Raw genomic sequence first — 26,419 nt, forward strand, 5'->3', positions numbered from 1 at the left:
CCCGATTGGGGATAGGTTTCGTTCGGGGTTGCGCTCTCGGCGCAATGCCGAACTTTTCGGGAAAATATTAATAAATCTTGAGATTTAAGAGCGATTTCGCTAATGGGAAGCTAAACTACTATTCTTAGGCGGTGGGAATTTGCCTCTGTTTTCAGAGAACGCAGCACCTTTGCTTGACTCTAGAATCGAGACTGATTCTAATACCACCACCACCCAACTTTGTCAATCATCATTCGAGAAGTAAGGAGAAACCATGACTCGCGCCATTATGGAAACCGAAAAAGGGACGATTAACCTGGAACTATTCGATGAGGATGCACCGAACACGGTGAAAAATTTTGTCAAACTCTCGGAAAGTGGATTTTACGATAACTTGACCTTTCACCGCGTCATTCCTAATTTTATGATTCAGGGCGGTTGTCCTCAAGGAACGGGAACCGGCGGACCGGGTTACACCATCAACTGCGAAATTAACAAAAACAAGCATTTGAGCGGTACCCTCTCGATGGCGCATCGCGGACCGAATACTGGCGGAAGTCAATTTTTTATCTGCCATTCTCCGCAACCGCATTTAGATGGAATGCACACTACCTTTGGCAAAACCGAAGATATGGATGTGGTGAATGCGATTCGTCAGGGAGATAAGATTCTCTCGGTGAAAATCGAACGGAATTAATCGCAACTCACTCGTTCCCAGGTTCCGCCTGGGAACGAGGGATTGAAATTATTAATACAATTCGTATTTAAGTAACGTACAAGGTAAGGAACCATTATAAACTGGAATCCGCGCCGAAGTTCTCAATCCGATGCGTTTGGTGAGTTGTTTATTGCCCGATAAAATATAGGCCACCCATCCGGTGAAGCGTTGTTTTAAAATATCCCCGATCGCTTTATAAAAATCTCCGAGTTCGCGCAGTTCTCCGATGCGTTCGCCATAGGGCGGATTGCAGATCGCAATTCCCCGATCGCTGGGCGGTTCTATATGATAAAATTCCTTTTGTACCAATTTTATCCGGTTGGCAAGTCCGCAGTTTTGGGCGTTGACGCGGGCGAGTTTGATGACCTCGGAATCGCGATCGCTGCCATAAATTGGCGCGGGAAGTGCATCGCGCTGGCTATTTTTTGCCTCTAAAACCAGGTTTTCCCACAGTGGGGCGTCGAAATCGCGCCAAGTCATAAATGCAAAGCGATCGCGAAACAATCCCGGGGCAATATTTAACGCTTTTAACCCCGCTTCTAAAGGTAACGTTCCCACCCCACAAAGCGGATCGAAAAAGGGCAAAGTGGCGTCATATTCTGCCAAATCTAAAATTGCCGCCGCCAAGGTTTCTTTTAACGGGGCGTTTCCCATTGCTTGGCGATATCCGCGTCGATGCAAACTGTGACCGGAACTGTCTAAACTGAGAATGGCGCGATCGCCATGAATGTGAAGGTTTAACTGCAAATCGGGATTTTTCGCATCCACACTGGAGCGCTTTCCCCACTCCTGGCGCTGTTGGTCCACAATGGCATTTTTGACCTGCAAGGCGCTATAGTAGGTGTGGTTGAGCGTTTTGTTACCGCCGGTGCAACGAACGGCTAGGGTATTGTCCGGCTCGAGATACTCGTTCCACTGGATTTGTTGCACTTCCCGATAAAGCATTTTGGCATTGGCGCAGGGGAATTCTCGGATGGGAACCAAGACGCGAAACAGGGTTCTCGCCCACAAATTCACCCGATACAATAAGGGGCGATCGCCGACAAAATGCACCCCGGCAAAATCCGGGCGAATTTCCCGCGCCCCCAAGCGCTCTAACTCCCGCGCGGCACTCGATTCTAATCCCCGCGCTACTGTAGCAAAGTATTGATTCATAATAAAGCCTATTTTAGCATGGTTGTCAAAAAAAATAAACCCCATAAAAAGCGGTAGGGTGGGCAATACCCACCCTACGATTCTAGGACAGTTGACAATCCATTAAAAATGTGCAATTGAAAACCGCGATCGCAAGTTTAAGCCGCCAGATATTCCGGTTTGGCAAATAGGGAAGCATAGACTAACTCACCCTTTTCTTCCACAAACTGACCGGAAAAATTATTGCCTTCAGCCGTCTTTAATTGGAATTCCAGAAAGCGTTCTTCTTCGGTAATTTTAAAGGTTTCCGGTGGGGTTTTGGCTAACGAATCGAGCAGATTTTCTTGCACCTGTAGGCGACTTTCGTGAAGGCGATCGCGCAATTCCTGTAGGGTTTTTGCCGCAAAAGGAATAGCCTTCGTTTCGCTCGATTCCGGTGCGTTATGCTCGAAATACATCGCCCCCGCCCCGTAGCAGAAACAGACCAAGGGCATCCACATTTCGCGGAAATATGCCGCATTGGGGGCAATTTCTACCCCGGCTAATTTATCCTGCAAGAAGAATAGCGCCCCGGTTTGTCCGGGAAGACATTCTAAACGGCTTTGATATTGGGTCAAAAAGGCGCGTTTGCGGGCGATAATTTGTTCGAGATGACCGCGATCGCTCAACCCATATTGTCGGTTTAATTCGCTAATCCCCTCCCAGAGTTTGGTGAAGTCATTTTGCCCGCGCAAGGATAATGCTTGCGATCGCAGTTGTACCGGGAGAATGAAGAACCACTGGTCCCGTTCTTCCAGATAGCCTCCTTGGGATTCTTGCACGCAGCACGCATCTTGAAACATCAGTTTTTGACCCGCCGCAATAAATGCAGAACGACAGAGGGCATGGTTTTGCGCTTTGTCTTGGATGTAGCCAATATGAAGGGGCACGATCGCCAATCCAGTGTCCCCGGGGTTGGCTAATTCTACACTACCATATCCGGTAACGCGAGACAATTTTAGCCCGGAAAGGGGACTGGTAAATTGCCCGTTGCGATCGTTGCCAAAAATGGGCACGACGGTCAAGAAACCGGATTTTTGTGGCATCCCGAACTGATACGGTGCTAGGTCAAATGCTTGGGGAACTAATTGTTTGCATTCCATGTGTTTCCTCCGTCAAAAATGTGGGGAAATGGCGCGGGTTTTGAGTGAATGGTGGTAGAGACGCGATTCATCGCGTCTCTACAGATAGGCATTTGCAGCTCATGAGGAAAACGACGGAAATTAAGCCGTTTTTGCTAACTCGGTGGCGGAACTAAAACGCTGTTCGAGCGCTTCGAGTTTTTGCCGCAAAAAATTCTGCATGGCTGCTTCTACATGACTTCCCGAAAGGAGAGAAAACAGCGACAAGATAACTTCTTCAAAATCATCTTGATGCCAGAATTCGATTTGCGGTAAATTCGGCGCGGGTTGGCGCAAGCTCAAGTCGTCGTTATTGGTGAATTTGCTGTGACAAAAGACCACCGGGGTGCGAAGGTTCAGTTGCGGTAAAGTCGCCACCACGCGCGCCAAGTCGGAGGGATACAGATTTTCGTATCCGTCAGAAACGATCGCCACCAGATCCGGTTGAGTTTCCAAGGCGCAAATCGTCGCTGACGCCAGATCGGAGCTACCTTCGGGAATCGGGATTTTCCCGGAACCGCCGACGGTAAATACTTCTGCGCGATCGCAGCATTTTTGCAGCACCAATGTCAGGGCCATCGACTGGGCGATATTGCAGTATTCCCGTTCCCCATATCCGCGCGTGGAGGCGGAAGCATCCAGCACGATCGCCAGTTTGCCGGCAAAAACGGGAAGCTCCCGGGCGGCTACTTCTACATAGCGATCGAGGGCTTGTTGCAATTGCGGCGATGTGCCACCCCGGTATAAGTGAACCAGGGTTGCGGAAATATCCCCGCGATTGGTGGCGGTGATGGTTTTCGGGCGTTCTCGCCGTTCTCCCATGCGATCGGCATACTGAGTATGCACGAGCTGATAGGTGCCTTGCCCGGGGGTGCGCGGTCCCGATGCGTAAAGCAGGGGGAAGACTTGTTTCACCCATTCCGGTTCGCGAGCAAAGCGCAGCAGGTGGCGGCGCAGATAGATTGGGTCGGCGCACTCAGAAGATGACAGCATTTTCGCACAGGCGCGGGCAACATTTTTGCCCATTGCATGTTCCAGGGAATCCACCACAGCCAGACGCCGACAGCGCGCCATGTCCTCAAAGTGAGGATGATTTAGGATATACTTGAGAATCGCTTTGGCGGTGTGCTTGTGATTCGCCCGATCGCGGCGCAATGCCAGAAACACAGTCAGCACGGAATCGGGCGGCAAAATCCTTAGCAACACCGCGATCGGGCGATCGAGCTGGCGGCGCAGCTCTTTGGCCATTCCGGCGCGCGATACCCGCAACAGTTGATACAAGATGCGTAAGCGCTGTTCGGGTTGTACCCCAGACGCTACCCCTAACAGGGCATAGAGTTCCGGATTTCCCTGGTATGCCCACTGGTGCAGGGCTTCGTCCGCCCACTGTGCCGGTTGGCCATTGCGCCGCAGTTGCAACGGGAGGCGATCGCGTCGCAGGTGGTCTAAAAATCCGCCGAATGTGTATTGACTCGCATCCATCTCGCCACCTCCTTCTCGCAGTTTGTCATCGAGAGGTTTCCCCCTCTCGCTTGCTGATGTTACTCAATACTACAACAATACTACAAACTTGTCAATCACTGCGGGCAATAAATCGGAAACCCTTTGTCAGTGGGAGATTACAGCGCTTTCAAGCTTATAACTGGTTAACAATAAGCAATATTTGTACCGTGGGCATTGCCCACCCAACTATTTCTGGGAATGTCACAGAAGGCTTTGGATAAACGATTAATGATAAGAAAAGAACTCGAGAAGGGGAGGAAAAACGCGGCGATCGCGCAGGGGGGCGATCGCGTATTTTCTACCCATTGTCACTAAAATCCGATAACGAGAAACAGAGAAATCCAGGTGTAAGCGCCCATAGGAAAGGGAAGAAAACCGCATGACTATGCGAAGGAATTCCCATTTGACGAACCGACATTCGACCCTTGAGGGGAATGGTGCAACGGGAGTTTTACCGTAAACCGAGTTCCGACAGCCACTTCACTTTCCACATCGATAGTACCACCGTGTAAATCCACACTGCGTTTTACCATTGCCAAACCCAAACCCGTTCCGGGGATATTGCCCACATTACCACAGCGATGGAACGTTTGAAACAAGCGGGGTAATTCTTCTGGGGGAATGCCAATGCCAGAATCTTGAATGGTAAAAATTGCCTCAGATTGATGGCAAGCTAGCTCAAAATCAACTTCGCCCCCATCGGGAGAATATTTAATGGCATTAGAGAGCAAATTCGTGAGGATATGCCGCAGCAATTTTTCATCCATACAAGCTTTGCTAAGCGCAGTGGTGTCAGCTTCGTGTAAGGGGATTTTATGAGTCAAATTAATCCAAGTTTCTTCTCCAGCCGATAGCTGTAGTTCTTCCACAATCTTTTGGCAAAACTCGGATAAATCTATCGGTTTTGGAGTAAAGGGAAGTCGATGATTTTCGGCGCGACCGATGAAGAGTACATCTTCGAGTAACTGCGTCATATTCACAGCCGCAGTTTGAATGCGTTCGAGAGATTGTTGTTTTTTGTCTTGTTTCTCGTTGGGCCATTCTTCTAGGTAAAATTCCAGTAAATCTGCCGAAGAAAGAATGGTGGTGAGAGGAGTGCGAAACTCGTGAGATACCATCGAGACAAACCGAGTTCTAAACTCCATAATTTCCCGTTCTTTTGCCACAGCTTGGCGCAGTTGTTCTTCTGCCTGTTTGAGTTCGGTGATATCCTCAGAAATCCCGGCAATGCGGTAGACCTGGCCCTGCTCATCGCGGATGGGAAAGCCCCGATCGCGAATCCAACGAATCGAGCCATCGGGGCGCAAAATGCGATATTCGATATCCAGTTGTTCTAAAGGCATCAAGTCAGCCAAAACGCGATCGCGATCGTCGGGATGAATGACATTCAAACGGGCATAAGGCTGTTCGTACAATTCCTTCCGAGGACGCCCCCAAATTTGTTCGTAAGCGGGAGACACATAGAGAATTTTACTGTATTGCGGATCGCCGATCCAAAACACCTCTTGAATATTTTCCGCCAACTGACGAAACCGTTCCTCACTCGATCGCAACGCCGCTTCTGCTTGCTTGCGTTCCGTGATATCGCGCCCCACCGCTTGGAACTCCGTCAGCTCTCCTTGGGGGTCAAAAATAGCCCGTTCGGTCCATTGTTGAATTCGCAAGTCTCCATTCGGGAGGATGACCTTACATTCGCGACTGAGCACTGGGGTCTGGGCGGGGTCTCGAGGGAATTGGGGAATCAGAGGCACCACGGATCCGCGCATCAGATCCGATCGCTGCACCCCAAAATAGCGACAGTAAGCGTCATTGACAAACGTCAGGGTACCATCCGGGGCAAACCGACAGATCAATTCCGTTTGATCTTCCACAATCGCGCGATAGCGCGCCTCGCTTTTGCGAAGGGCATCTTCCGCGATCGCGCGCTCTTTTTGTAGCGACACTGCTGCCGCTGCTGCCCGCAGAATCGAGACTTCCGACTCGGACCAGGCCCGCGCTTCCTTGCAATTATCAAACGAAATAAACCCAAAAAATTCCCCATGAACCATCAAGGGTAAAACCAGAATCGACTGAATTCCCACCCCTTCTAAAGTCTCCCGTTCGGCGGCGGGAAAATCCGCCACCACCCCCCCAATAATTTCACCCCATTCTAACTGCGGAATCCATCCTTTTATCAATGCCGAGGAATTAAATATGGCAGATGCAGAACTGTGGGAATCTGGTTCAGTATTGATGCGATTGTCTTCCTCGCACCATTGCGCCAAAAGTTGGAATGGGTGTTCGGGTCTGTCTGGATGATATTGGCACAGATAAACGTGACTGGCACTGGCTGCCTGTCCTAATGGTGCGATAATCTGAGGATAAAGCGCTGCGGGTTCTGTCGCGGTAGCCATATTTCCTTGCACTGCCAATAAGCGACGCTGCACCTCAACCAAGGCTTCCAATTGTTGATTTCCTTGGCTTAATTTTTGGGTTAAACTGTGCAATCGCAACCCAGCGCGCACCCGCGCCAAAAATTCCTCAGTTTCGATAGGTTTAGAGAGGAAATCATCCGCACCGGTATCGAGACCTTCCACGCGATCGGTCACTTCTTCGCGAGCAGTCAGCAGAATAAAAAACATGGCGGCTAATTCCGGATTTGCCTTCACTTGTCGGCAGACTTCGAGTCCATCAACTCCCGGCATCATCCAGTCGCAAATCATTAAATCCGGATGTAGTTTATGGGCGAGTTGCAGCCCCTCCTCGCCATCGAGGGCAACCGCCACCTCATGTCCTTCGCTTTCCAGCAGGTCTTGCAGGACCAACTGAACGGTTATGTCATCATCCACAATCAAAATTTTGGCCATAGTAAAGTAGAAAAAATCGGAAAACAGACAGTTTAAAATTCAGTTATGAAGTCGAAATTTTCAGCAGGTTGCATTAATTATTGGCAATTTTTGGGGATTTTTTCCAAAAAAAAGCACATTTTATCCAACTCATAACCCCTAAAAAAGCAAGGCGGTTTGAGGCTTGCTACTCGACCCCGGCGGTGTAAAGGGCGTTTGGCATCCCCCATAGTTTCCCGGGCAAAACTCCACAGATTGGCACCGATAACAGGTGGGCTTCCCCTTTGCGGGTCGCGAGTTCGGTTGCCCCAGATGGGATCCCCCTTCCCCTAGGGTAAAGTACGCTCTGATGGAGTTGCTACCCCCAAGTGGGGATGTGGCGCTCCGTTATAGCTTCACAGTAGCAAAACTTGCTGTGCGTGAGGGAATAGATGGAGCGATCGCATTTCTTGGCGTTGTCGCCACCACAGGGGAGTAGACCTTTCACAAAGCGGCTATTTTTTCGGATTTTTTGCCGAATAGGCGATCGCAAATCCCACTCGATCCCCCGAATGGATCCGCTTCTCAGGGAAGCGCTACACTAGACAGTGCTGCTTAGCACCAAAAGTGTATGAATTATTCCAAACCCTCCCTAAACTATCCAAAACCGCCCCAAAGCGATGTAGTTGAAGATTACCACGGCGTGCAGGTTCGGGATCCCTATCGACCCCTGGAAGATCCCGACGCCGAGGAAACCCAAGCTTGGATCGAAGCGGAAAATCAAGTCACTTTCAGTTATCTCCAGGAAATTCCCCAACGCGAACCGCTCAAACAGCGTCTCACCCAACTGTGGGATTACGAAAAATACGGCACTCCCTTTAAAAAAGGCGATCGCTACTTTTACTTCAAAAATGATGGACTGCAAAACCAAAGCGTCCTCTATGTATTAAATCACCTCGAGGACCAACCCCAACTTTTAATCGACCCCAATAAACTGTCCGAAGATGGCACCGTGGCTCTCTCGGGAATTGCCATTAGCGAGGATGCCAAATTAATCGCCTATGGCTTATCCGCTTCCGGTTCCGACTGGCAAGAATGGAAAGTCATGGATATCGATACCTATGAAGAGTTATCCGACCATCTGAAATGGATTAAATTTTCCGGCGCATCCTGGACCCATGACAATCAAGGCTTTTTTTACAGTCGATACGACGAACCCAACGAAAAAACCCAATATGAAGATGTCAACTATTACCAAAAACTCTTTTACCACCGATTGGGCACCTCCCAGTCCGAAGACGAACTCATCTATCACCGCCCAGACCAAAAAGAATGGGGATTTAGCGGCAATGTCACCGAAGATGGCCGCTATTTGATTATCTCCGTGTGGCGCGGCACCGACCCCAAAAATATGGTTTTTTACAAAGACTTAAGCGACCCCGAGGCAGAAGTCATCGAATTGATTGACGAATTTGAAGCGCAATATAGTTTCATCGATAACGATGGCACAGTATTCTGGTTTCAAACCGATTTAGATGCGCCGCGCGGTCGAGTAATTGCGATCGACACCCGCAGCGCAGAACGCCGCGAAATCATTCCCGAAAGCGAAGATACCCTGCAAGATGTGGGATTGCTAAACGATCGCTTTGTCGTCGAGTACCTCAAAGACGCTCGCAGTCAAATTAAAATTTTTGAACTCGATGGTTCCTTCGCGCGGGAAGTGGAATTACCCGGGATTGGTTCCGTGGGCGGTTTTGGCGGCAAGCGCTACGATGTAGAAACTTTTTATAGTTTCACCAGCTTTACCACACCGCCGACGATTTACCGCTACGATATGGTCACGGGGGAAAGTACGGTTTATCGGCAACCCACCGTGGATTTCAACCCCGAGGAATACGAAACCCAGCAGGTCTTTTATGCCAGCAAAGATGGCACCCAGGTACCGATGTTTATCACCTACAAAAAGGGGGTGAAACGGGATGGAAATAATCCCACCTACCTGTATGGATATGGCGGATTTAATATCTCCCTGACGCCGAGTTTTTCTGTGTCCCTGGTGGTATGGATGGAACTCGGTGGGGTTTTAGCCATTCCCAATTTGCGCGGTGGCGGCGAATATGGGGAAAAATGGCACCAAGCCGGCACGAAGCTGAATAAGCAGAATGTGTTTGATGATTTTATTGCGGCGGCGGAGTGGTTAATTGAGAACCAGTGGACCGTGCGAGAAAAGCTGGCGATCGCTGGTGGGAGCAACGGCGGATTGTTAGTCGGTGCCTGTATGACGCAACGTCCCGACTTGTTCGGTGCCGCACTCCCGGCAGTGGGCGTGATGGATATGTTACGCTTCCATAAGTTTACCATCGGTTGGGCCTGGACTTCGGACTATGGTTCCCCCGATAATCCGGAAGAGTTTAAAGCACTTTATGCGTACTCGCCCTTGCATAACCTGCAACCCGGGACGGCTTATCCGGCGACGATGATTACCACTGCAGACCACGACGATCGCGTGGTGCCGGCACATAGTTTCAAGTTTGCCGCAACATTGCAAGCGGCTCATACCGGCGAAGACCCGGTGCTGATTCGCATCGAAACCAAAGCCGGTCACGGTGCGGGTAAACCTACGGCTAAAATTATCGAAGAAGTGGCAGATAAATGGGCGTTTTTAATTCGGACGTTGCAGATTGATGCCACCGTTGGTTAACGCCATTGAACGATAATTCTCGGGTGGGCATTGCCCACCCTACCCTCAATTATGGGAGAATTCACGGATAATTGATTGGCAATTTTTGCGAGTTGAGAATCCTGTCAGGTGGGCATCGCCTACCTAAAATTCTGAGGTTAAAAATCCGATTCTAATTGGGCTTTAGCCCGCTCGTAAATCGTCCGAGCGAAGTCCGTCCACATTCCTTGTCCCCAGTAGCGAAAGCAACTGGTTTGCAAGAGCAAATTGTGCAACAATGCTTGCCGATAGCGGGGTTGTTGGGTGAAGTTTTCTTCCCCGAGTAACGGGTCGATTTTCTCGTGAAATAAGACGCTGAGGGCGTTCATGGGTTCTAAGACATTTTCGTATCCTTGCACCCAACTGAGGTTATTGGTCCAGGATGCGCCATCGACGTGAAAGTTAGGGTCTTCTTCTTTCAACTGCGCGATCGCCCCTTCCACTGTTTCTGGGGTAATCTTTTCCGAGGGAACGCGCTGCCAGATTTTGTGTTGTCCGATCGCCTGACAGGTGGGATAATCTTCCGCAGAGCAGCCGGCGGCTTCAATGAGTTCTAAATACTCGGTGCCATTCAGGGCGATAGTGCCGGATTTGCCGCCATTTTCTTGGGCGATCGCCTGGGTTTCTTTAAAGAAATCCCGGGGGAATTCATTCATCATCACTCCGCCATTTTCCCCATCTCCGATTTGGGTGACTAAGGGCGGAACGCTGTGGGAACCGATTTGCTGTTTTGATTGCCCTTTGGCTTCGTGATAGGGCTGCATTTGCGCCACCAGTTTCGTATCGGAACCTTGAGTTTTAATTAACGCGGTGATGCCGATCGTTTCGCCGTGGGAATTGCGCGCTACGAGACGGTGCGGAATGTGCTTGTAACCCAGGGGTTGACCGTCTAAGGTTTCTACAGAATGTTCTTGCACCATTACCCAGCGATAGCCGCATTCTTTCAGAGCTTTGATAAATTCAAATAGGGTATCTGGGTGATTGGGCAGGTGCATTTCTGGGGGGGAAAATCCTTTAACGCGACCCAAAGCTTCCCAGCCAAAAATGGCGGCAAAATGATGTTGCCATGCTTGGATATGGAGTTTGAGGTCGGGAATGGGAGTGGAGGGAACTACCGCATGACTCCAGAAGGTTCCCAACCATTCTACGTAGGGATAATAGGCGCGATCGCAGGTAATGCGCTTCAGGTTATTTAAGATATCATCCCGACCCATTTGTCGCACTCCCCAGAGCAAATTTCCCGAGTAATCCAACATGATGCGCGGGTTGCATCCGTTGTTGACCAATTCGGGAATAAATTCTCCCATACGAGCGTAGCACCAAGCAAACGGACCGGCATTATGATTGTCTCCTTCACCGGGATGTTCGAACATATATTGAAGGTTGCTAATCAGTTCGCCATTTGCCCCAGCGGGAATGGTGGGTTGGTGCATGTGCAAGGCGATCGCAAAGGCGGCGCTGATGTCTTCTAGGCGGACATTGGTTACGGGTAAAAATACCGGCTCGTCATTTTGCGTCACCAGGCGGACTTCTCGTTCCCACCCACAAATATTCGGCAATCCCGCGATGGTTTCGTCCAAAGCGGGAAGATTGGTTAATGAAGTCGTTGAGACCATAGGATTTTAATTTTGACCTTCTCGTGTTATTTTAAGCTTAACGTCAATTGGCAGTTTGTCACCCTGGGTTCTGGATAAAAATAAAATCATGTTTCCGAGTTTTCTTCCGTCTGAGGTGGATTTTCTCACCGAATCTACTTCCATTGCTCTGGCGCAAAACATTCAGCGTCAGGAAATTTTGACGCCGTTATGCGAAACGGCGATCGGCAGCAGTTTCGCCTGTCAGGGCAGTGGCAACCCGCCGATTATGTTGCTACATGGCTTTGATGGATCGTTGTTTGAATTTCGTCGCCTGCTGCCATTACTTGCCGCGCAAACTGAAACTTGGGCGGTGGATTTGTTGGGATTTGGATTTAGCGATCGCTTGGCGGAAATTCCCGTCACTCCCCAGGCGATTAAAACCCATCTTTATTATTTCTGGAAAACCCAAATTTCCCGTCCGATGATTTTGCTGGGCGTCTCGATGGGCGGTGCGGCAGCAATTGATTTTACCTTATCTCATCCCGAGGCGGTAGAAAAATTAATCTTAATCGATAGCGCCGGATTTGCCAAAGGGCCAATTTTAGGTAAATTTATGATTCCGCCGTTGGGATATTTGGCTACGGAATTTCTGCGAAATCCGAACGTGCGGCAGCAAATTAGCCTGAAAGCCTATTTCGACAAACGGTTGGCGTCGGAAGATGCGGCAACTTGTGCGGCGCTGCATCTGAAAATGCCGCGTTGGAATCAAGGGACGATTGAATTTACCCGCAGCGGCGGTTACAACTTTTTGGCGGATAAAATCGCCACAATTGATAAGGAAACTTTGATTTTATGGGGAGAGAACGACAAAATTTTAGGGACGAAAGATGCGGCGAAATTTGAAAAAGCGATCGCAAAAGGAAAGCTGATTTGGATTCCCAATTGCGGTCACGTGCCGCACCTCGAACAGCCTGAAATCACTGCCGATCGCATTTTGACCTGGAGTTTCGGGCAAGCGATCGAGCCATAAGAGACGCACTCTCTCAACTCCGTTCCCAGCTCTTGCTGGGGACAAGCAAGAGGCTCAACTACAGCAATCGTTGAAGCGCGGGATAGAGCGCAAAATTGCCAAGGGAGTCAAATTGCGATCGCCCAGGGGAAGATCCTCAATCCCCCCATCATCTGAATTATTAAAAAACCTTAACGAAGCTTTACCCTACCTTGGCAGTGATGTTTCAATTTAGCTATACCTAAATCGTACCCTTAGCCCATTATTCTTTCTTAGGACTCCAATGGATACTACAGTCTTTTCTCGCCCCTCGGCTTATGAAACCTCCGAAGACCATCCTTACTTATCCGTGGTGGCGCCAATTCACAACGAAGTGGATAGCATTCCGCATCTGATCGAGTCGATCGCCCATATCCTGAGCGAAAATCAAATTAGCTACGAAATCATCTGCATCGATGATGGCTCCACCGATGGCTCCACCGAACTGCTCAAAGAAGAAGCCGCCAAACGAAATGATTTGCAAGCGGTGATTCTACGCCGCAACTACGGTCAAACCCCGGCAATGGCGGCGGGATTTAAGTGTGCCAGAGGCCAAATTTTTATTACCCTTGATGGGGATTTGCAAAACGATCCGGCTGACATTCCAGAAATGCTCGCCAAACTCAACGAAGGATACGATCTGGTTAGTGGTTGGCGAAAAAATCGGCAAGATGCAGCTCTGACTCGCTTGCTCCCTTCTAAAATTGCCAACTGGATTATCGGAAAAGTTACCGGGGTTTCTTTACATGATTATGGCTGTTCTCTAAAAGCTTACCGCGCCGAAATTGTGGCAGATATGAATCTTTACGGGGAATTGCATCGCTTTTTGCCGGCATTAGCCTATATCGAAGGGGCAAAAATTGTGGAAATGCCGGTGCGTCACCACCCACGCCGTTATGGCAGCAGTAAGTATGGATTGGGTCGCACCTTTCGAGTGTTGATGGATTTGCTTACTGTGTTTTTTATGAAAAAGTTTCTCACGCGCCCGATGCATGTATTTGGCAGCTTTGGTTTGCTTTCGATGGCGGTGGGATTTCTGTTAGGATTGTATTTGACGATTATCAAACTCGGGTTTGGGCAAAATATTGGCGATCGCCCTTTGCTGATTTTGTCGGTGGTGCTGCTGTTAGGCGGGGTGCAGTTATTTAGCTTTGGGTTGCTTGCAGAATTGCTGATGCGAACCTACCACGAATCTCAACAGCGCCCCATCTATCGGATTCGCGAAGTGGTGGGAATTCACCCGAACCGCTAAAGAAAACTGCACCGTTAAAATCACTTGAACTGCGATGAACTTTTCCAAGGATTATGACCCAAAGCCAACCGCGCTTTAAAGCTCTAGGGCGATTTTCGTTGAATGTGGTGTCGATCGCGGCGATCGCCCTGGGCATTTTTTTGCGAATTATCAATCTCGGCAGCCGAGAATATTGGTATGATGAAGCCTTATCGATAGTTTTTGTTTCCGGCCAGCGAAATGTCTATAGCAATCCCGGAGAAGTCCCGGTTAACCTAGACAGCTATACCGCTCTCTTACATATTCCCCCGGGTTCCGGTTTATCCGAGATGGCGGCCAATCTTGCCAACGTTCTGCGCGGCATTACAAACAACCAGCACGCTCCTTTATTTTACCTGTTTCATAATTTTTGGATGCGGCTGTTTGGGAATAGCGAAATCGCCATGCGCTCTTTGGTGGTCTTGATGAGTATTGCAGCGATCGCGTCGGTTTATGGGTTGGGACGCAAATTACTGGGCCATCGCGGCGGACTGATTGTCGCTGCATTACTCGCTACAAATCCATTTTACCTGGCTCAATCTCTGCATTTCAGGATGCATGGTGCTTTGCCCTTTTGGGCGGCATTGAGCGGTTGGGCAATGCTGAATCTGACGGGGCGAAAAAATCTGTCTTCTGAGGTAACAAACCGAGATGTTTCCGCTTTATCTCCACGGCGATCGCTTTACGCTGAGTTAGCCTGGAGTGCTATTTTAATTGGCTCGGTCACGGCGGGATTGCTGACCAATTATTTATTTAGTTACTGGGCACTGAGCTTGGCTGTTTTATCCCTCTATCTCGATCGCCGACGATGGTTCCTGCATGGGGTGCGTTTGGCACTGGCGGGAGCGCTCACCGTGCCCTGGATCCTGTGGGGAGTACGCCAACAATTGCGAAATGCTCGCTTCGTTCTAGATCAGTTTGGAGCCAATGAAGGAGAGTCGGTGGCGCTCAGGCACCTGCAAGACGTACTGACATTTTTCGGCACTCAGTTCATTTTGGGAGAGTGGACGAGCAATCTCCCACCGGCGTCGGTGATGGTGGCTGGGGCGATCGCGATTGCGCTGTTCTTGGCGGCGATCGTTCATCTGTGGAAAGTTGGCTTACGCCAATCCTTCACGGTGGCGCTGCTGCTGTCAGTTCTGCCCCTGACCCTCGGCATTATCGTCGATAGTTTAACTACTAAATTTACCGTAGGCTGGGGCGGGGGACGCGCGGTTCTGTTTATTTTACCCGGTTTTTTATTATTACTGGCGGTCTGGATAGAACGGGCGGCGGGTCGGTGGCGTAATCTGGCGGCGAGCGGTTTGTTAGTCTTTTTTTTAACGGTGGGCATTCTCGACTACACGGTTCGCGATCGCGCCATGTTTCACCAGGTTGCTGATGCGATCGCTTCTCAACCGAATACCCCCACTTTAATCGCGATGAATTCCCGCGCCTGGGGTCACGTTCTGCGCTTGGCTTATTACGTTCCCCCCACAGCAAATGTTGACTTATTAGCTCGCGATCCCGCCGATTTGGCTCCGGCTTTAGAGAAGGTTCTCAATGCTGACAATTCCCCCTATTCTCGCATTCTTTGGTTAGATGCAGAAAAATCCGTGTGGTCGCCAAATGCCACCCCAGCGCAAAACCAACAGGTAGAACGGTTACTGGATGAGGCGTTTTGTCAGACTCTTTCATCTTGCCTTTCTTCGGAAACTTTGCAACTTTCCGGGACGATGGAATTAGATGAGTTTAATTTGCAGATTTATTCGCGTTAGTTAATCATTTTTCTCGTTCCCAGCCTCATCTGGGAACGAGGAAGGCGGCTAAACAGCCTCACTCCCGAATGCCTTCTTCGGGAATACCTATTGGGGAGATTCCGGCGATCGCTTTTAAGTTTTGGGTGCGAATCAGTTCGCTAAAGTTTAAATTTCGCCGCTCTATTTTCGCCACTGCTTCAATGGCTTGAACTAAGGCACTGGCGGCTTCGGTTTCCCTGTAGCCGCGTCGTTGCGCGACTTGGAGGGCGGCTTCGTCGGCGGCGACTTCGGTTTCGGTGCGGCGAGTGATGCGCCAGATTTGGGCACCGGCAAGGCTGGTTAAGGCTCCAGCGGCTAAAATACCTACGGCGTCGCCTTGTACCAGTTCGACTAAGGTGCCGACTACGCCGGCGATCGCCACTCCTTGATATAAATCGGGTTTAAACCATTTGACGCCGAGTACCCAGCTCACGGTTCGCAGCAGGAGCATGTCTCGTTGCGGCTTGGATAATCTGCGCCACAAGTCAAAATTAATGTAAATGGGTCGGTTGGTGGCCCAAGGCATGGGAAAGGGACTCTCGATGGGCGTGGATTGTTGCGGTTTGCTGACGAGTTTTGTCATCATTCGACCGCTAGCCGGCATCAGATCGAGCAAGCGAATGGTTTCTGCGGATGGATCCATGATAGGGGGTTTAGAGTTTGGATTTTACAGTGGACTTCATGGGTGGGCGATCGACCATAAAATCAGGGAGAGTCCTACAATTAAATAGAATACGGTAACTCGTGCTCTGTGTGCTTAGGGTTGTGGAGTTTTTGCTCGATTTCAATCCCAATCGGCTAGATTCCCCCCTAGTGTTTACCCCGGGCGGTTTTCACCTTCCTGGGAATGCCTGTTTCAGGCGCTCGAGCGAGACCCGATCGCGTTTAAATCAAGTTCTAAATATGGAAGCTTTTGAGCCAATTGTGCCGAAATGGACGACGAGCGCAGTTCACGCTCACGAGTTCTGCTGCCCCTCCTGCAAAGCAACTCCGATGGAAGCTGCGCGGGTTTGGATCAATCGACGATCGCCGGTCTATACGGAAGATCGCCGTCGCAAATGGCAGGAGTTTTACGAGTGTGGCGAATGTGGCTGTGTTTGGTGGGCCTGGAGTAGCGATCGCCCCCCCTCTGAGTTCTCTAATCGAGAACCACCCCAACCAGAGGATTTCCTGTAATCCTTGACAAAATGCACGCTGTGTGGTAATGGGATTGGTCACAATTTCCGGGAGAATTGCGATCGATCCCAAGGCCATTCTCAATCTCAAATTCTCAATTTCATATTCTCAATTTCATATTCTCAATTTCATATTCTCAATTTTCACCACCGAGGGCACTTTTTCAAGAGGGCTTCGGCAGCATCTTTCGGCAGAGGTTTGGAGAAGAAATAGCCCTGGCCAAAATCGCAGTGCAGTGCCCAGAGATTAACCAGATGCTCCTCTTTTTCCACCCCTTCGGCGGTGACATACATGCCGAGGTTATGGGCGAGCATCGCGATCGCCCGGACGATTTCCGCATTTTCGTTATCCCCGTACATTCCCATCACAAAAGACTTATCAATTTTCAACGTATTAATCGGAAACTGAGCCAAGTGAGACAGAGAAGAATACCCGGTACCAAAATCATCAATACACAAATGAATATTGCGCGATCGCAGTTGTTCCAGCAATTGCGCGGCGGATGCAGCATTTTCCATCAACACGCTTTCAGTAATTTCCAACTTCAAATGACTCGGAGGCAAATGAGTTTCCGCTAAAATGCGATCGATGCGGGCAATCAAATCCAGTTGAGAGAGCTGTTGCCCGGAGAGATTCACACTGATGCTCAAAGGTTGCGGATTCGGATATAACCCTTGCCATTGTTGCATTTGCAGACAAGCTTCGCGCAGCACCCATTCTCCCAAAGGCAGGATCAAACCGGTTTCTTCAGCCACCGGGATAAACTCTGCCGGAGAAATCAAGCCGCGTTCTGGGTGTTGCCAGCGGACCAGGGCTTCAAACCCGGAAAGCAAGCCGGTTTCCAAACTCACAATCGGTTGATAGTACACCAAAAATTCCGAACTATCCAAACTCGAGGGCAGACAACCCTTGCCATTGGTAGGATTGCCATAAGAAACCCGCACCCGAGAGGTTGGCGGGGCGATCGCCGATGGGAGATGTCCGTTATTGCGCGGTTCCACATCCTTGAGAATCGCGCGGCGCAGGTCATTTTCCAACGTCAACAGCGCCACTGCCCCATCGAGCATGCGGCGATCGAACACTTCATGGCGGGCTTTGCCCCGAGCTTTCGCGCGATACATGGCAATATCAGCATCGCGGAGCAAGTCTTCCGGGCGATCGTAGCCCATCCAGCTAGGGGCGATGCCGATGCTAGCTGTAGTAAACACTTCATAGCCGCTCACATTAAACGGCAACGCGAGAGCCTGGTGAATCCGATCGCAAATCGCGATCGCATCGTCAATGTGGTGCAGATTTTCCACCAGCAGGGTAAATTCATCCCCGCCAAACCGAGCCACAACATCCCGACGATTGACGCACTCCTGCAGTCGGCGAGAGAAGGCAATCAACAAGCGATCGCCGATAGTATGCCCCAAACTGTCATTCACCACTTTAAACCGATCCAAATCCAGAAATACCACCGCAAACCAACAATCCGAATCCTGTTGGGCGCGTTCCAGGGCAGCACCGAGTCGATTGAGAAAAAAAGCGCGGTTGGGCAAGCCGGTGAGATTGTCGTGCAGAGCTTCGTGACGCAGTTTTTCTTCCGCAGAGGCGCGATCGCTGATATCCATCACGTGCATATGTACCACCTGAAGTGAAGGTAGCGGGTGATAGAGCCAGGAATAGACGCGATCGTGGATTTGCCGTTCCACCTGCCAACCGCGATTGCCTTGTGTGAGACAAGTAGCCACAATTTGCCGATGGTTGACGGGTAAAAATCCGGTGGCGAGTCCAATTCCCAGTTGGTCTAACACCCGCTCGGTGGCGGGATTGACGTAAATAATCTCGCCATTCGGATTGCAAGCGAGGACGGGATTGGGGTTGTGTTTGGGGAAAGCGGCGAGACGCAGATTCAGTTCTTCGGTGGCTTTGCGATCGCTGATATCGGTTTGAGAACCGGCCATGCGGTAGGGTTTTCCCTCACTGTCGCGTACCGCAAGTCCGCGACTGAGCATCCAGCGATACTCGCCGTTGGCGTCTAACATGCGATGTTCGCTCTTGAAGTGAGGGGTAACGCCGGCCAAATGATCGGCGATCGCCGCTTTTACGCTGTCCAAGTCTTCCGGATGAACGCGCTCGAACCATTCTCCGGGGCGATCGCCGATGTCTTCATCTTCATATCCCAGCAGAGACTTCCAGCGCGGCGAAAAATAGAGGCGATCTCGGTTGAGATTCCAGTCCCACAGTCCGTCATTCGCACCGGCTACCGCCAACGCATATCGCTCTTCACTTTCGCGCAGGGCTTTTTCCTGTTGCTGACGCTCGATCGCCGTGGCTAACACATTCGCGATCGACTGCAAAAAATACAGGTCATCATTGCTAAACTGCCGCTTTTCCAAACTGTACGCTGACAGAACCCCAAACGGGCACGCCGGTCCGGGCACCAGCACGCTCATGCCGCTCACCACTCCGCACCGCACCAACAGTTCCCACGGCGAAAAGCGCATTTCTTCACCCAAATCCTCCACCCGCACCGGTTCGTTGGTGACTACTGTATAATACTCTTGGGAATCTCTCACTCCATTCCCGATCGCTTTTTTCAGTTCGGCTTCCCAACCGCCGGCAGTCCCACGCAACCGCAAAATATTCTCATTTTCGACCCATTCCCAAATCAAGCCTAAATCTACCTCTAAGGTTTGCGTCACTTGCCGTGCGGCTTCTTCAATCAGGCTCGACAAGTCCATCCCAGCTAGTGCCCATTGCCCCAACCCTGCCACTACAGCACTCTCGCGGGCGTGAGCGGCTAATAACCGTTCCGTGCGGCGACGCTGTTGCAGTTCCCTTTGCAAATGGGCGGTTTTTTCTTCCAAGAGTCGTTCTAATTCGTCGGTATGCAGCAGCACTTTGCCGGTCAGGGGGCGCAGCAGCAGTACCATACCGCCGGTGGCTAAAATGAGAAAAACTACCATCATTGCGGCTAAGATGGTAATTTGCTGTCTCAGGGGTGCGTAGAGTTGCTCGGGGGGTATTTTAGCTAACAGCACCCACTGGTTTTTAGCCAACCAATCGTAGGCGATCGCTTCTGTAGAACCCGCCGCATTTTTGGTCATCATTAATCCCTTTTCTTCCCCAATCGCTTCTCTAAGTGTTGCGGCTAAAACGTTATCTTGCCACGGCACACCCGGGGTCTCGCCCTCAAAGGGAAATAACTGCTCGATGCGATTATTTTGCTGCGCCGCTAACAGGAGATTTCCGTTTTTTTCGTATTCGGTAAACTCTTGGAGAATGTCCACCAGTCTGGCAATATCAAACAAAACGATATCAGTGCCGACTCGTTGGGATTGTTTGTTCATTATCGGCGCACCGGCAACAATGTAAAATTGCTCTTGCAGGCGGATGGGTTGAGAGACGATCGCTTTTTTCCCTTCCGCTGTGGGGACTTGCCAGAGATGGCGCGCAATGGGCCTCCCCACCTGCACCACCGGATTTCCGGCGCGATCGAGTCGGGTAATGCCGACAATTTCGGGAGATTGGTTCAAGGCGTCGGCGAGCAAAGGAGTGCTGAATGCCGCTAACTCGGGCTTCTTCACCTCCCCTTGGTTATAATTTTCTAGCGCTTCGCGCGCTTTGCTGCGACTGGCAATCTGTTCGGCAACGTCTCGAACTCGCCATAGGTACTCCTCCACGGCTTGGCTTTTTGTTTGCACCGCCAACAGCAGATTTTCTTGGGCATCTTGTTTCAGATACCGATATAGGGGCACCATACTGGCGATGGAAATGATGACCCCAATTGCCAACATCCCTACTGCTGCATACACGACAATTGATTGCCGCAGTTGTCCTGTTAGGTTGCGTTCAGCCACTTTTTCTGCCTACCATTGCACGCCGCCACTCCGTTGAAAGCCCAATCTGCGCGATCGCTCGCTCTTCGAGTTCCAGACAGTACGGTGCTGTCGCTGGTGGCGCAAGTGCTTGCAAAAAGTTGGCAAGCTTTGGCAGTCCCCGTGGCAGGGCATTGCTTTGATTTCGGATCCCACCGTTGTCCTCCTTCCCTGGAAAATAGGTGTAGCCTAGCCGATTTCTCCTATCGGGTAGAGTGATTTTTGTTACTGTCCTCGGGATTTCCAGGTTATCTGTTCTTTATTTACTGTCAATTTTATCATTTTTTACCCGGGACTTTGCTGCCTCAGCTCGGCAACCCGCCCTTGCCAATCGGCAACCCTGGCGTTTTTTCCCAGTTGAGCTGCAATTGCCTGGGTCATCTAACCGTTAAGTCATTCTGATTGAATGGCTAAAATTTGCTGATTCTGCCATCTGTGTCCTCAGACAATTGACGCGGGTCATCCCATCGATGGGCGCTAAAAATAGCGCCTACAGAAATTGTTATCCCTTGAAAAGGCGGTATTTTACTCCGGATTTTTCCGACACTGGCAGCCGTTTCCATCCCTAGATTTTGCTGGGGCGGAGGTTAGGGCTGGTCAGGGGCTTATTTTCTCCTCAACTCGGGCAATCTCGCGGGCGTCTCGATCGCGCTATTTTTACCCGATGCAGACGCGGCGGTGGAGAAAATGGACTTTACTCAGCATGATTCTTAGCATATAATAAACTTTTTGTCAACACCCGACTGAGCGATAGTGTTCCACTTATCGCCTTGACGTCAATTGGAAACTCAAATCACAAATGCCAGACTATTACGAACTTGAAAAGCGGCTATGGGATGCCGCCGATCGATTGCGAGCAAATTCAAAACTCAAACCGTCGGAATATTCCTTGCCCGTGCTAGGACTGATATTCTTGCGGTATGCCGACCATAATTTTGCGAAACAAGTGCAGCAATATCGCCGCAGCGATCGCCCTTTCAATTTCGCGGGGAATTTCTTGTACCTACCCCCAGAGGCGCGGTTCGATAGCTTGCTAAATCTGCCGCCAAACGCCAATCTTGGTGAAGCAATGAATCAAGCAATGCTGGCGATCGAAGCAGAAAATCCCACGCTCAAAAACGTCTTGCCCAAAACTTACCATCGTCTGGGCAACGACATCCTGCGAGAATTGCTGACCAGCTTTAACGCGATCGCCCTCGACATCGAAGGCGACGCCTTTGGCCGAATTTACGAATACTTTCTCAGTCACTTCGCCATGAGTGAAGGACAAAAAGGCGGCGAATTCTTTACCCCCACCTCCCTGGTCAAACTGATTGTCGAAATTCTCCAACCCTTTCACGGCAAAATTTTTGACCCCGCCTGCGGCAGTGGCGGCATGTTCGTTCAAAGTGCAGCTTTCATCGAAAAACATCAGCAAAATCCCAACACCGAAATCGGCATTTACGGACAAGAACGCATCGGCGAAACGGTTCGTCTGTGTCGCATGAATCTCGCCATTCACGGACTCGCCGGCAATATCTGCCAAAGCAATACCTACTATGAAGACGACCACAATTGCCTGGGCAAATTCGATTTTGTCATGGCCAATCCCCCGTTTAACGTAGACAAAGTAGACAAAGAAAAACTCAAAAACGACTCCCGTTTCCCCTTCGGTCTGCCTCGCATCGACAACGCCAATTACCTGTGGATTCAGTTATTTTATAGCGCCCTCAATTCCAAAGGTCGCGCCGGATTTGTTATGGCAAATTCCGCCAGCGATGCCCGAGGTTCCGAATTGGAATTCCGCCAAAAACTCCTGTCAATTGGGGCAATTGATGTTATCATCGCCGTCGGTCCCCACTTTTTCTACAGTGTCGGATTGCCTTGTACGTTATGGTTTCTCGATCGCGCGAAAGTCTATTCTCCGCGCAAAGATAAAGTGCTGTTTATCGACGCCCGTCAATTTTACCAGCATGTTTATCGTTCCCATCGTCAATTTAGCCCGGAACAAATTCACTTCCTCTCCAACATCGTCCGCATGTATCGCGGTCAAACGGTTGAATCGGTGGAAACTTTACCGGAACACACTCGAAAAAATCCCGCCGTTCCCGCTTACGGCACTTTACCCGATTGGGAAGAAACCTTTCCCAACAACATCTATCGAGACGTTCCCGGATTGTGCCGCATCGCGACTTTGGCAGAAATCGAACGAGAAGGTTACAGTCTCAATCCAGGGCGTTATGTTGGCGTTCCACCTAAACCGGAAGATGATTTCGATTTTAGCGAAAGACTCCAGCAACTCAATGAAGAATTCGAAACCCTCAGCACTCAATCCCGAGAACTGGAACAACGCATTTCTCAAACAGTGGTTCATTTACTCCAAACCACTGAAGCAAGGAAAACAGATAATTTTGACAAGGTGAAACGAGTCGTGTAATATCTGTAGCTTGAAGGGCAACATTTTCCCATCGTCAGTCTTTTGGCGTCGTTTTTCTCTCTTTCTCTTTCCCGAACATTTGATTCTCTCTCCTTCTCGTTTCCCCATTTTTTTTAATGGGTTCCGTTTGAATCCGAATCGACGCGCTAGAGGTGTGAATGTGACTACATTTTCAAAGTTCCCCGTCAAGCCAAATCAAAATTGGACCGTGCAACGCATTGGCGAGTGTTGTCTCGTGGGAGATGGCATCCACGCCAAAGTTAAACGACAAGATAGCGGCGTGCTTTATTTAACCGCTAAAAATCTCAAGCCCAATAGCTTGAATTTGTCAAAAGTTGACTATATTTCTGGCCAGGATTTTGAGAGACATTTCTGTAGAAATATTCAAGCGATCCGCAAACCCGAAGCAGGAGATGTTTTATTCGGGATTATCGGCAGTATTGGCGAACCGTATTTAGTGCAACCGGAAGATTATTTTGGCATTTCTAGCAGTGTGGCTATTTTACGCCCCAATCAACATCTTATCTCGCCGCTTTATCTTTATTACTGGGTAAAAACTCCGATTTTTCAAAATGCTTTGCACGGGTTGAAAGCTGGCGTGGTGCAGTCTTATGTTAGTTTGGAGTCGCTGAAATCCCTGCCAATTTACTATCCCGATCTGCCCACTCAGTACAAGATTACCGAGATTCTGTCGGACTACGATAGTTTAATTGCCAATAACGATCGCCGAATTCAGTTATTGGAAACAATGGCGCAAACGGTTTATTATGAGTGGTTTGTTAAATTGAATTTGCCCCATTTAGAAATGCGTCGGGCAACGGATCTGGAACGAGAAGTCACGGGTAAAGAGATGTTTCCCGTGGGATGGAAAGTGGAGGCGATCGGGGATGTGGTGGATACCATCGGCGGCGATACTCCCTCGAAGAAAAAACCGGAATATTGGGCGAATGGCACCCTGATGTGGTATCGAACCACGGATTTAACCGCGTCGGGCACCATGTTTATTTCCGAATCTGCCAACAAAATTACTGATTTGGGGCGACGCAACAGCAAAATTCGGGTTTTTCCGCCCTATTCGGTGATGATGACTTCCCGGGCAACTATTGGGGTGGTGGCAATCAATACCACAGAAGCTTCCACGAATCAAGGGTTTATTACCTGCATTCCCAACGAACAACTTTCGGCATATTATCTCTATTTTTGGATTAAAGAAAATCGAGACTGGATTTTTAGTTTGGCGTCGGGGTTGATGTATCGAGAAATTAATTTGAGTGGATTTCGCAAGTTGCCGATCGCACTTCCCGATCGCCACATCCATCGTCAGTTTATAGACACCCTCGACCCTCTGTGTTCGGAAATTCAAGCCTTACAAGCCAAAAATTCTACCCTAAAACGCACCCGCGCCTTACTCCTGGCTAAACTGCTTTCTGGAGAAGTGGATATTGCCGATCGCTTCTGTCAAATTGCCTAACCCAAACCCCGCTATTCCCCTGCAATCCCCTGGCGCGATCGCTCAGGGGTGGGCACTTTTTCTCCATCATCCGCTTAACTTTCAGGATTGGTTACGCTAACTTCTATGGGAAAAACCACGCTAAATTCCGATCCATCCCCCACTTCCGAGATCATGTGAATCTCTCCTTGCAGCAGTTTCACCAGTTGCGCCACGATCGCCAATCCCAACCCCGTACTTCCTTCCCTTTCTGGCGCGATATTCACTCCCACCCGCGAAAAGGGCTGAAAGATTTTTTCTCGATCTTCTGGCGAAATTCCAATTCCCGTATCCCTAATGCTGAGCAACCATTTGTTCTCGGGTAAAGTTTCGCAAGAAATGCTTATCGAACCATCATCGGTATAACGCACTGCGTTGCTCAAGAGGTTAATCAAAATCTGCTGCAAGCGCGACAGATCCGTTACCACTCGTTCCGGTGCCAAATCGCTAAAAATTCGTAACTCCAATCCTTTTTTTTGTGCCAGGGGTTCGATGGTTTCAATTGCGGTAACCAGGGTACTTTGCACGTCCACTTCGATTAGTTTCAACGTGGCAGTTCCCGCTTCAACCCGGGACAATTCTAACGAATTATTCACCATTTCCAGTAATTGTCGCGAAGAACGCAACACGCGCTCGATGCGATCGATATTCAACGCATCCGACTCGGTTTTCCCCTGTTGCTGGCGCAAAAGCATTTGCGAATAAGCCATAATCGAATTCAACGGCGTTTTAAACTCGTGCGCCAGTTGCGAAAAGCTCTGCTGACTCAAATTCAGCAACCGCGTCAGTTCTTCATTCGTTTGGGTGAGTTGCTGCTGAATCTGCTCTAGCTTTTTGGTGCGCTCTTTCACGAATCTTTGAAAACAATAGGCGCTAGCTTGGTCGATCGCCGCATCGATTATCCGAAATGCCCGATAGGATTGCTGGGGCGTCAGTTTTAAAAAATCTTCCTCTAATGCTGAAAATATCGTTTGCCGCAAAAAGCGATATTCTCGGGCAATCTCTTCCGCATCATATCCATTTTCCGCCCGTTCCACTGCATGACCCAAACTGGCTTGCGCCACCACTTCAAAATCATCGTCTTCCGGATAATCCAAAGCGGAAACCATCGCCTTAAGTACCTCAGGAATTAAGTTCTGTAACGCTGGTTCGGATAAATTTTTTGAACTTTCTATTTTCGCATCCTCTCGAACTTTTTCTTTCCATTTTTCAAGGATTACATCAAGTTTATTCGCCAAAGATTGACTAATAGAAACCATAAAAGATTGGCTCATCATTGCAACAGCTACAGCTCGTTTGTTGTTAGTGGCTATAAAATAGACAGTCGAGTATTTTTCGATAGATTTTACCTAAAACTCCCAAGAATCGGTAAAATTTCTCAATTTACCATTACTCCGGGGTCGGCGATGCGATCGCGCGGTGGATTGCCCCTGGATTGCTTCCGCAGCAGCGATCGCTGGGAAAATTCTCCAATCAAGTGTACTCATCCTTACCCCCATCTCTGTGCTCTAAGTGGAGGTTTGCGCCTCCCTTCTCAAATCACCTCCCTGTCTCTTCCATCGTCTTACTCCCCTTTGCCAAAAATAGTTTCTCTGATTATCCTTCAATTGTAGCAATCAGTCTACCCCTTACCAACCCTCATTTATCCCCTTTGACGGGAAAAAGTCCGTCCAATTCTCCCCCTGGCTTGTTTTCTGAGGTAAGATTCCCCGCTTGGTTGCTCCTGCAAACTACACAAAAGCCTGGAAACGCAATTACCGAATATCCTGCTGTGCGCGAATCCAT

General features: G+C 49.7%; 17 protein-coding genes. 8 read left to right on the forward strand and 9 right to left on the reverse strand.

The window, feature by feature from the left end; all coding sequences use genetic code 11:
- Positions 1-253: 253 nt before the first annotated feature.
- Positions 254-676, forward strand: coding sequence for a peptidylprolyl isomerase (locus AC0QH1_RS12215; RefSeq protein ID WP_324631400.1), 423 nt, complete (start codon positions 254-256; stop codon positions 674-676).
- A gap of 51 nt (positions 677-727) precedes the next feature.
- On the opposite strand, the gene AC0QH1_RS12220 is transcribed toward AC0QH1_RS12215, so the two are convergent.
- The 5 genes from AC0QH1_RS12220 to AC0QH1_RS12240 all read right to left on the reverse strand — a co-directional run bounded on the left by AC0QH1_RS12220 (position 728) and on the right by AC0QH1_RS12240 (position 7,340).
- Complete coding sequence (locus tag AC0QH1_RS12220; protein WP_324631401.1) at positions 728-1,852, reverse strand: THUMP domain-containing class I SAM-dependent RNA methyltransferase; 1,125 nt, start codon at positions 1,850-1,852, stop codon at positions 728-730.
- Between the two features lie 137 nt (positions 1,853-1,989).
- Positions 1,990-2,973, reverse strand: a complete 984-nt coding sequence (locus tag AC0QH1_RS12225; RefSeq protein WP_324631402.1) for an ARPP-1 family domain-containing protein — start codon at positions 2,971-2,973, stop codon at positions 1,990-1,992.
- A 120-nt stretch (positions 2,974-3,093) separates the two neighbouring features.
- The gene (locus AC0QH1_RS12230; protein WP_324631403.1) at positions 3,094-4,473 is read right to left on the reverse strand and encodes a VWA domain-containing protein; all 1,380 of its coding nucleotides are present in this window, start codon (positions 4,471-4,473) and stop codon (positions 3,094-3,096) included.
- A 246-nt stretch (positions 4,474-4,719) separates the two neighbouring features.
- Positions 4,720-4,875, reverse strand: a complete 156-nt coding sequence (locus tag AC0QH1_RS12235; protein WP_324631404.1) for a hypothetical protein — start codon at positions 4,873-4,875, stop codon at positions 4,720-4,722.
- A 2-nt stretch (positions 4,876-4,877) separates the two neighbouring features.
- A complete protein-coding gene (locus AC0QH1_RS12240; RefSeq protein ID WP_324631406.1) occupies positions 4,878-7,340 on the reverse strand; it encodes a PAS domain S-box protein in 2,463 nt (820 codons plus the stop codon).
- Positions 7,341-7,929: 589 nt separating this feature from the next.
- Here AC0QH1_RS12240 and AC0QH1_RS12245 point away from each other — a divergent pair.
- Complete coding sequence (locus tag AC0QH1_RS12245) at positions 7,930-9,999, forward strand: prolyl oligopeptidase family serine peptidase (protein ID WP_324631407.1); 2,070 nt, start codon at positions 7,930-7,932, stop codon at positions 9,997-9,999.
- A 137-nt stretch (positions 10,000-10,136) separates the two neighbouring features.
- Here AC0QH1_RS12245 and AC0QH1_RS12250 read toward each other — a convergent pair whose 3' ends face one another.
- Positions 10,137-11,633 (reverse strand): glycosyl hydrolase family 57, encoded by a 1,497-nt coding sequence (locus AC0QH1_RS12250; RefSeq protein ID WP_324631409.1) that lies wholly within the window; start codon positions 11,631-11,633, stop codon positions 10,137-10,139.
- 88 nt (positions 11,634-11,721) lie between these two features.
- Between AC0QH1_RS12250 and AC0QH1_RS12255 the strand changes: the two genes are divergently transcribed.
- The 3 genes from AC0QH1_RS12255 to AC0QH1_RS12265 all read left to right on the forward strand — a co-directional run bounded on the left by AC0QH1_RS12255 (position 11,722) and on the right by AC0QH1_RS12265 (position 15,669).
- Positions 11,722-12,624 (forward strand): alpha/beta fold hydrolase, encoded by a 903-nt coding sequence (locus AC0QH1_RS12255; RefSeq protein ID WP_324631410.1) that lies wholly within the window; start codon positions 11,722-11,724, stop codon positions 12,622-12,624.
- 262 nt (positions 12,625-12,886) lie between these two features.
- Positions 12,887-13,894, forward strand: coding sequence for a glycosyltransferase family 2 protein (locus tag AC0QH1_RS12260; protein WP_324631411.1), 1,008 nt, complete (start codon positions 12,887-12,889; stop codon positions 13,892-13,894).
- Between the two features lie 53 nt (positions 13,895-13,947).
- Positions 13,948-15,669: a glycosyltransferase family 39 protein gene (locus AC0QH1_RS12265; RefSeq protein WP_324631412.1), complete on the forward strand. Its 1,722-nt coding sequence runs from the start codon at positions 13,948-13,950 to the stop codon at positions 15,667-15,669.
- Between the two features lie 58 nt (positions 15,670-15,727).
- On the opposite strand, the gene AC0QH1_RS12270 is transcribed toward AC0QH1_RS12265, so the two are convergent.
- Positions 15,728-16,333, reverse strand: coding sequence for a DUF3318 domain-containing protein (locus AC0QH1_RS12270; RefSeq protein WP_324631413.1), 606 nt, complete (start codon positions 16,331-16,333; stop codon positions 15,728-15,730).
- Between the two features lie 260 nt (positions 16,334-16,593).
- On the opposite strand from AC0QH1_RS12270, the gene AC0QH1_RS12275 reads away from it, so the two are divergent.
- Positions 16,594-16,866: a hypothetical protein gene (locus tag AC0QH1_RS12275; RefSeq protein WP_324631414.1), complete on the forward strand. Its 273-nt coding sequence runs from the start codon at positions 16,594-16,596 to the stop codon at positions 16,864-16,866.
- 143 nt (positions 16,867-17,009) lie between these two features.
- Here AC0QH1_RS12275 and AC0QH1_RS12280 read toward each other — a convergent pair whose 3' ends face one another.
- Positions 17,010-20,711 (reverse strand): EAL domain-containing protein, encoded by a 3,702-nt coding sequence (locus AC0QH1_RS12280; protein WP_324631415.1) that lies wholly within the window; start codon positions 20,709-20,711, stop codon positions 17,010-17,012.
- Positions 20,712-21,528: 817 nt separating this feature from the next.
- Between AC0QH1_RS12280 and AC0QH1_RS12285 the strand changes: the two genes are divergently transcribed.
- Positions 21,529-23,145 (forward strand): type I restriction-modification system subunit M, encoded by a 1,617-nt coding sequence (locus tag AC0QH1_RS12285; protein ID WP_324631416.1) that lies wholly within the window; start codon positions 21,529-21,531, stop codon positions 23,143-23,145.
- A 160-nt stretch (positions 23,146-23,305) separates the two neighbouring features.
- A complete protein-coding gene (locus tag AC0QH1_RS12290; protein ID WP_324631417.1) occupies positions 23,306-24,616 on the forward strand; it encodes a restriction endonuclease subunit S in 1,311 nt (436 codons plus the stop codon).
- A 74-nt stretch (positions 24,617-24,690) separates the two neighbouring features.
- On the opposite strand, the gene AC0QH1_RS12295 is transcribed toward AC0QH1_RS12290, so the two are convergent.
- On the reverse strand, positions 24,691-25,911 hold the full coding sequence (locus AC0QH1_RS12295) for a sensor histidine kinase (protein ID WP_324631418.1): 1,221 nt from the start codon (positions 25,909-25,911) through the stop codon (positions 24,691-24,693).
- Positions 25,912-26,419 lie beyond the last annotated feature (508 nt).

It is taken from the genome of Phormidium sp. CCY1219, assembly GCF_055795085.1.

Excerpts from the sequence above, each read along its gene's own strand:
- AC0QH1_RS12215 (WP_324631400.1), top strand. The coding sequence starts at position 254 with ATGACTCGCGCCATTATGGAAACCGAAAAAGGGACGATTAACCTGGAA.
- AC0QH1_RS12220 (WP_324631401.1), bottom strand. The coding sequence starts at position 1,852 with ATGAATCAATACTTTGCTACAGTAGCGCGGGGATTAGAATCGAGTGCC.
- AC0QH1_RS12225 (WP_324631402.1), bottom strand. The coding sequence starts at position 2,973 with ATGGAATGCAAACAATTAGTTCCCCAAGCATTTGACCTAGCACCGTAT.
- AC0QH1_RS12230 (WP_324631403.1), bottom strand. The coding sequence starts at position 4,473 with ATGGATGCGAGTCAATACACATTCGGCGGATTTTTAGACCACCTGCGA.
- AC0QH1_RS12235 (WP_324631404.1), bottom strand. The coding sequence starts at position 4,875 with ATGCGGTTTTCTTCCCTTTCCTATGGGCGCTTACACCTGGATTTCTCT.
- AC0QH1_RS12240 (WP_324631406.1), bottom strand. The coding sequence starts at position 7,340 with ATGGCCAAAATTTTGATTGTGGATGATGACATAACCGTTCAGTTGGTC.
- AC0QH1_RS12245 (WP_324631407.1), top strand. The coding sequence starts at position 7,930 with ATGAATTATTCCAAACCCTCCCTAAACTATCCAAAACCGCCCCAAAGC.
- AC0QH1_RS12250 (WP_324631409.1), bottom strand. The coding sequence starts at position 11,633 with ATGGTCTCAACGACTTCATTAACCAATCTTCCCGCTTTGGACGAAACC.
- AC0QH1_RS12255 (WP_324631410.1), top strand. The coding sequence starts at position 11,722 with ATGTTTCCGAGTTTTCTTCCGTCTGAGGTGGATTTTCTCACCGAATCT.
- AC0QH1_RS12260 (WP_324631411.1), top strand. The coding sequence starts at position 12,887 with ATGGATACTACAGTCTTTTCTCGCCCCTCGGCTTATGAAACCTCCGAA.
- AC0QH1_RS12265 (WP_324631412.1), top strand. The coding sequence starts at position 13,948 with ATGACCCAAAGCCAACCGCGCTTTAAAGCTCTAGGGCGATTTTCGTTG.
- AC0QH1_RS12270 (WP_324631413.1), bottom strand. The coding sequence starts at position 16,333 with ATGGATCCATCCGCAGAAACCATTCGCTTGCTCGATCTGATGCCGGCT.
- AC0QH1_RS12275 (WP_324631414.1), top strand. The coding sequence starts at position 16,594 with ATGGAAGCTTTTGAGCCAATTGTGCCGAAATGGACGACGAGCGCAGTT.
- AC0QH1_RS12285 (WP_324631416.1), top strand. The coding sequence starts at position 21,529 with ATGCCAGACTATTACGAACTTGAAAAGCGGCTATGGGATGCCGCCGAT.
- AC0QH1_RS12295 (WP_324631418.1), bottom strand. The coding sequence starts at position 25,911 with ATGATGAGCCAATCTTTTATGGTTTCTATTAGTCAATCTTTGGCGAAT.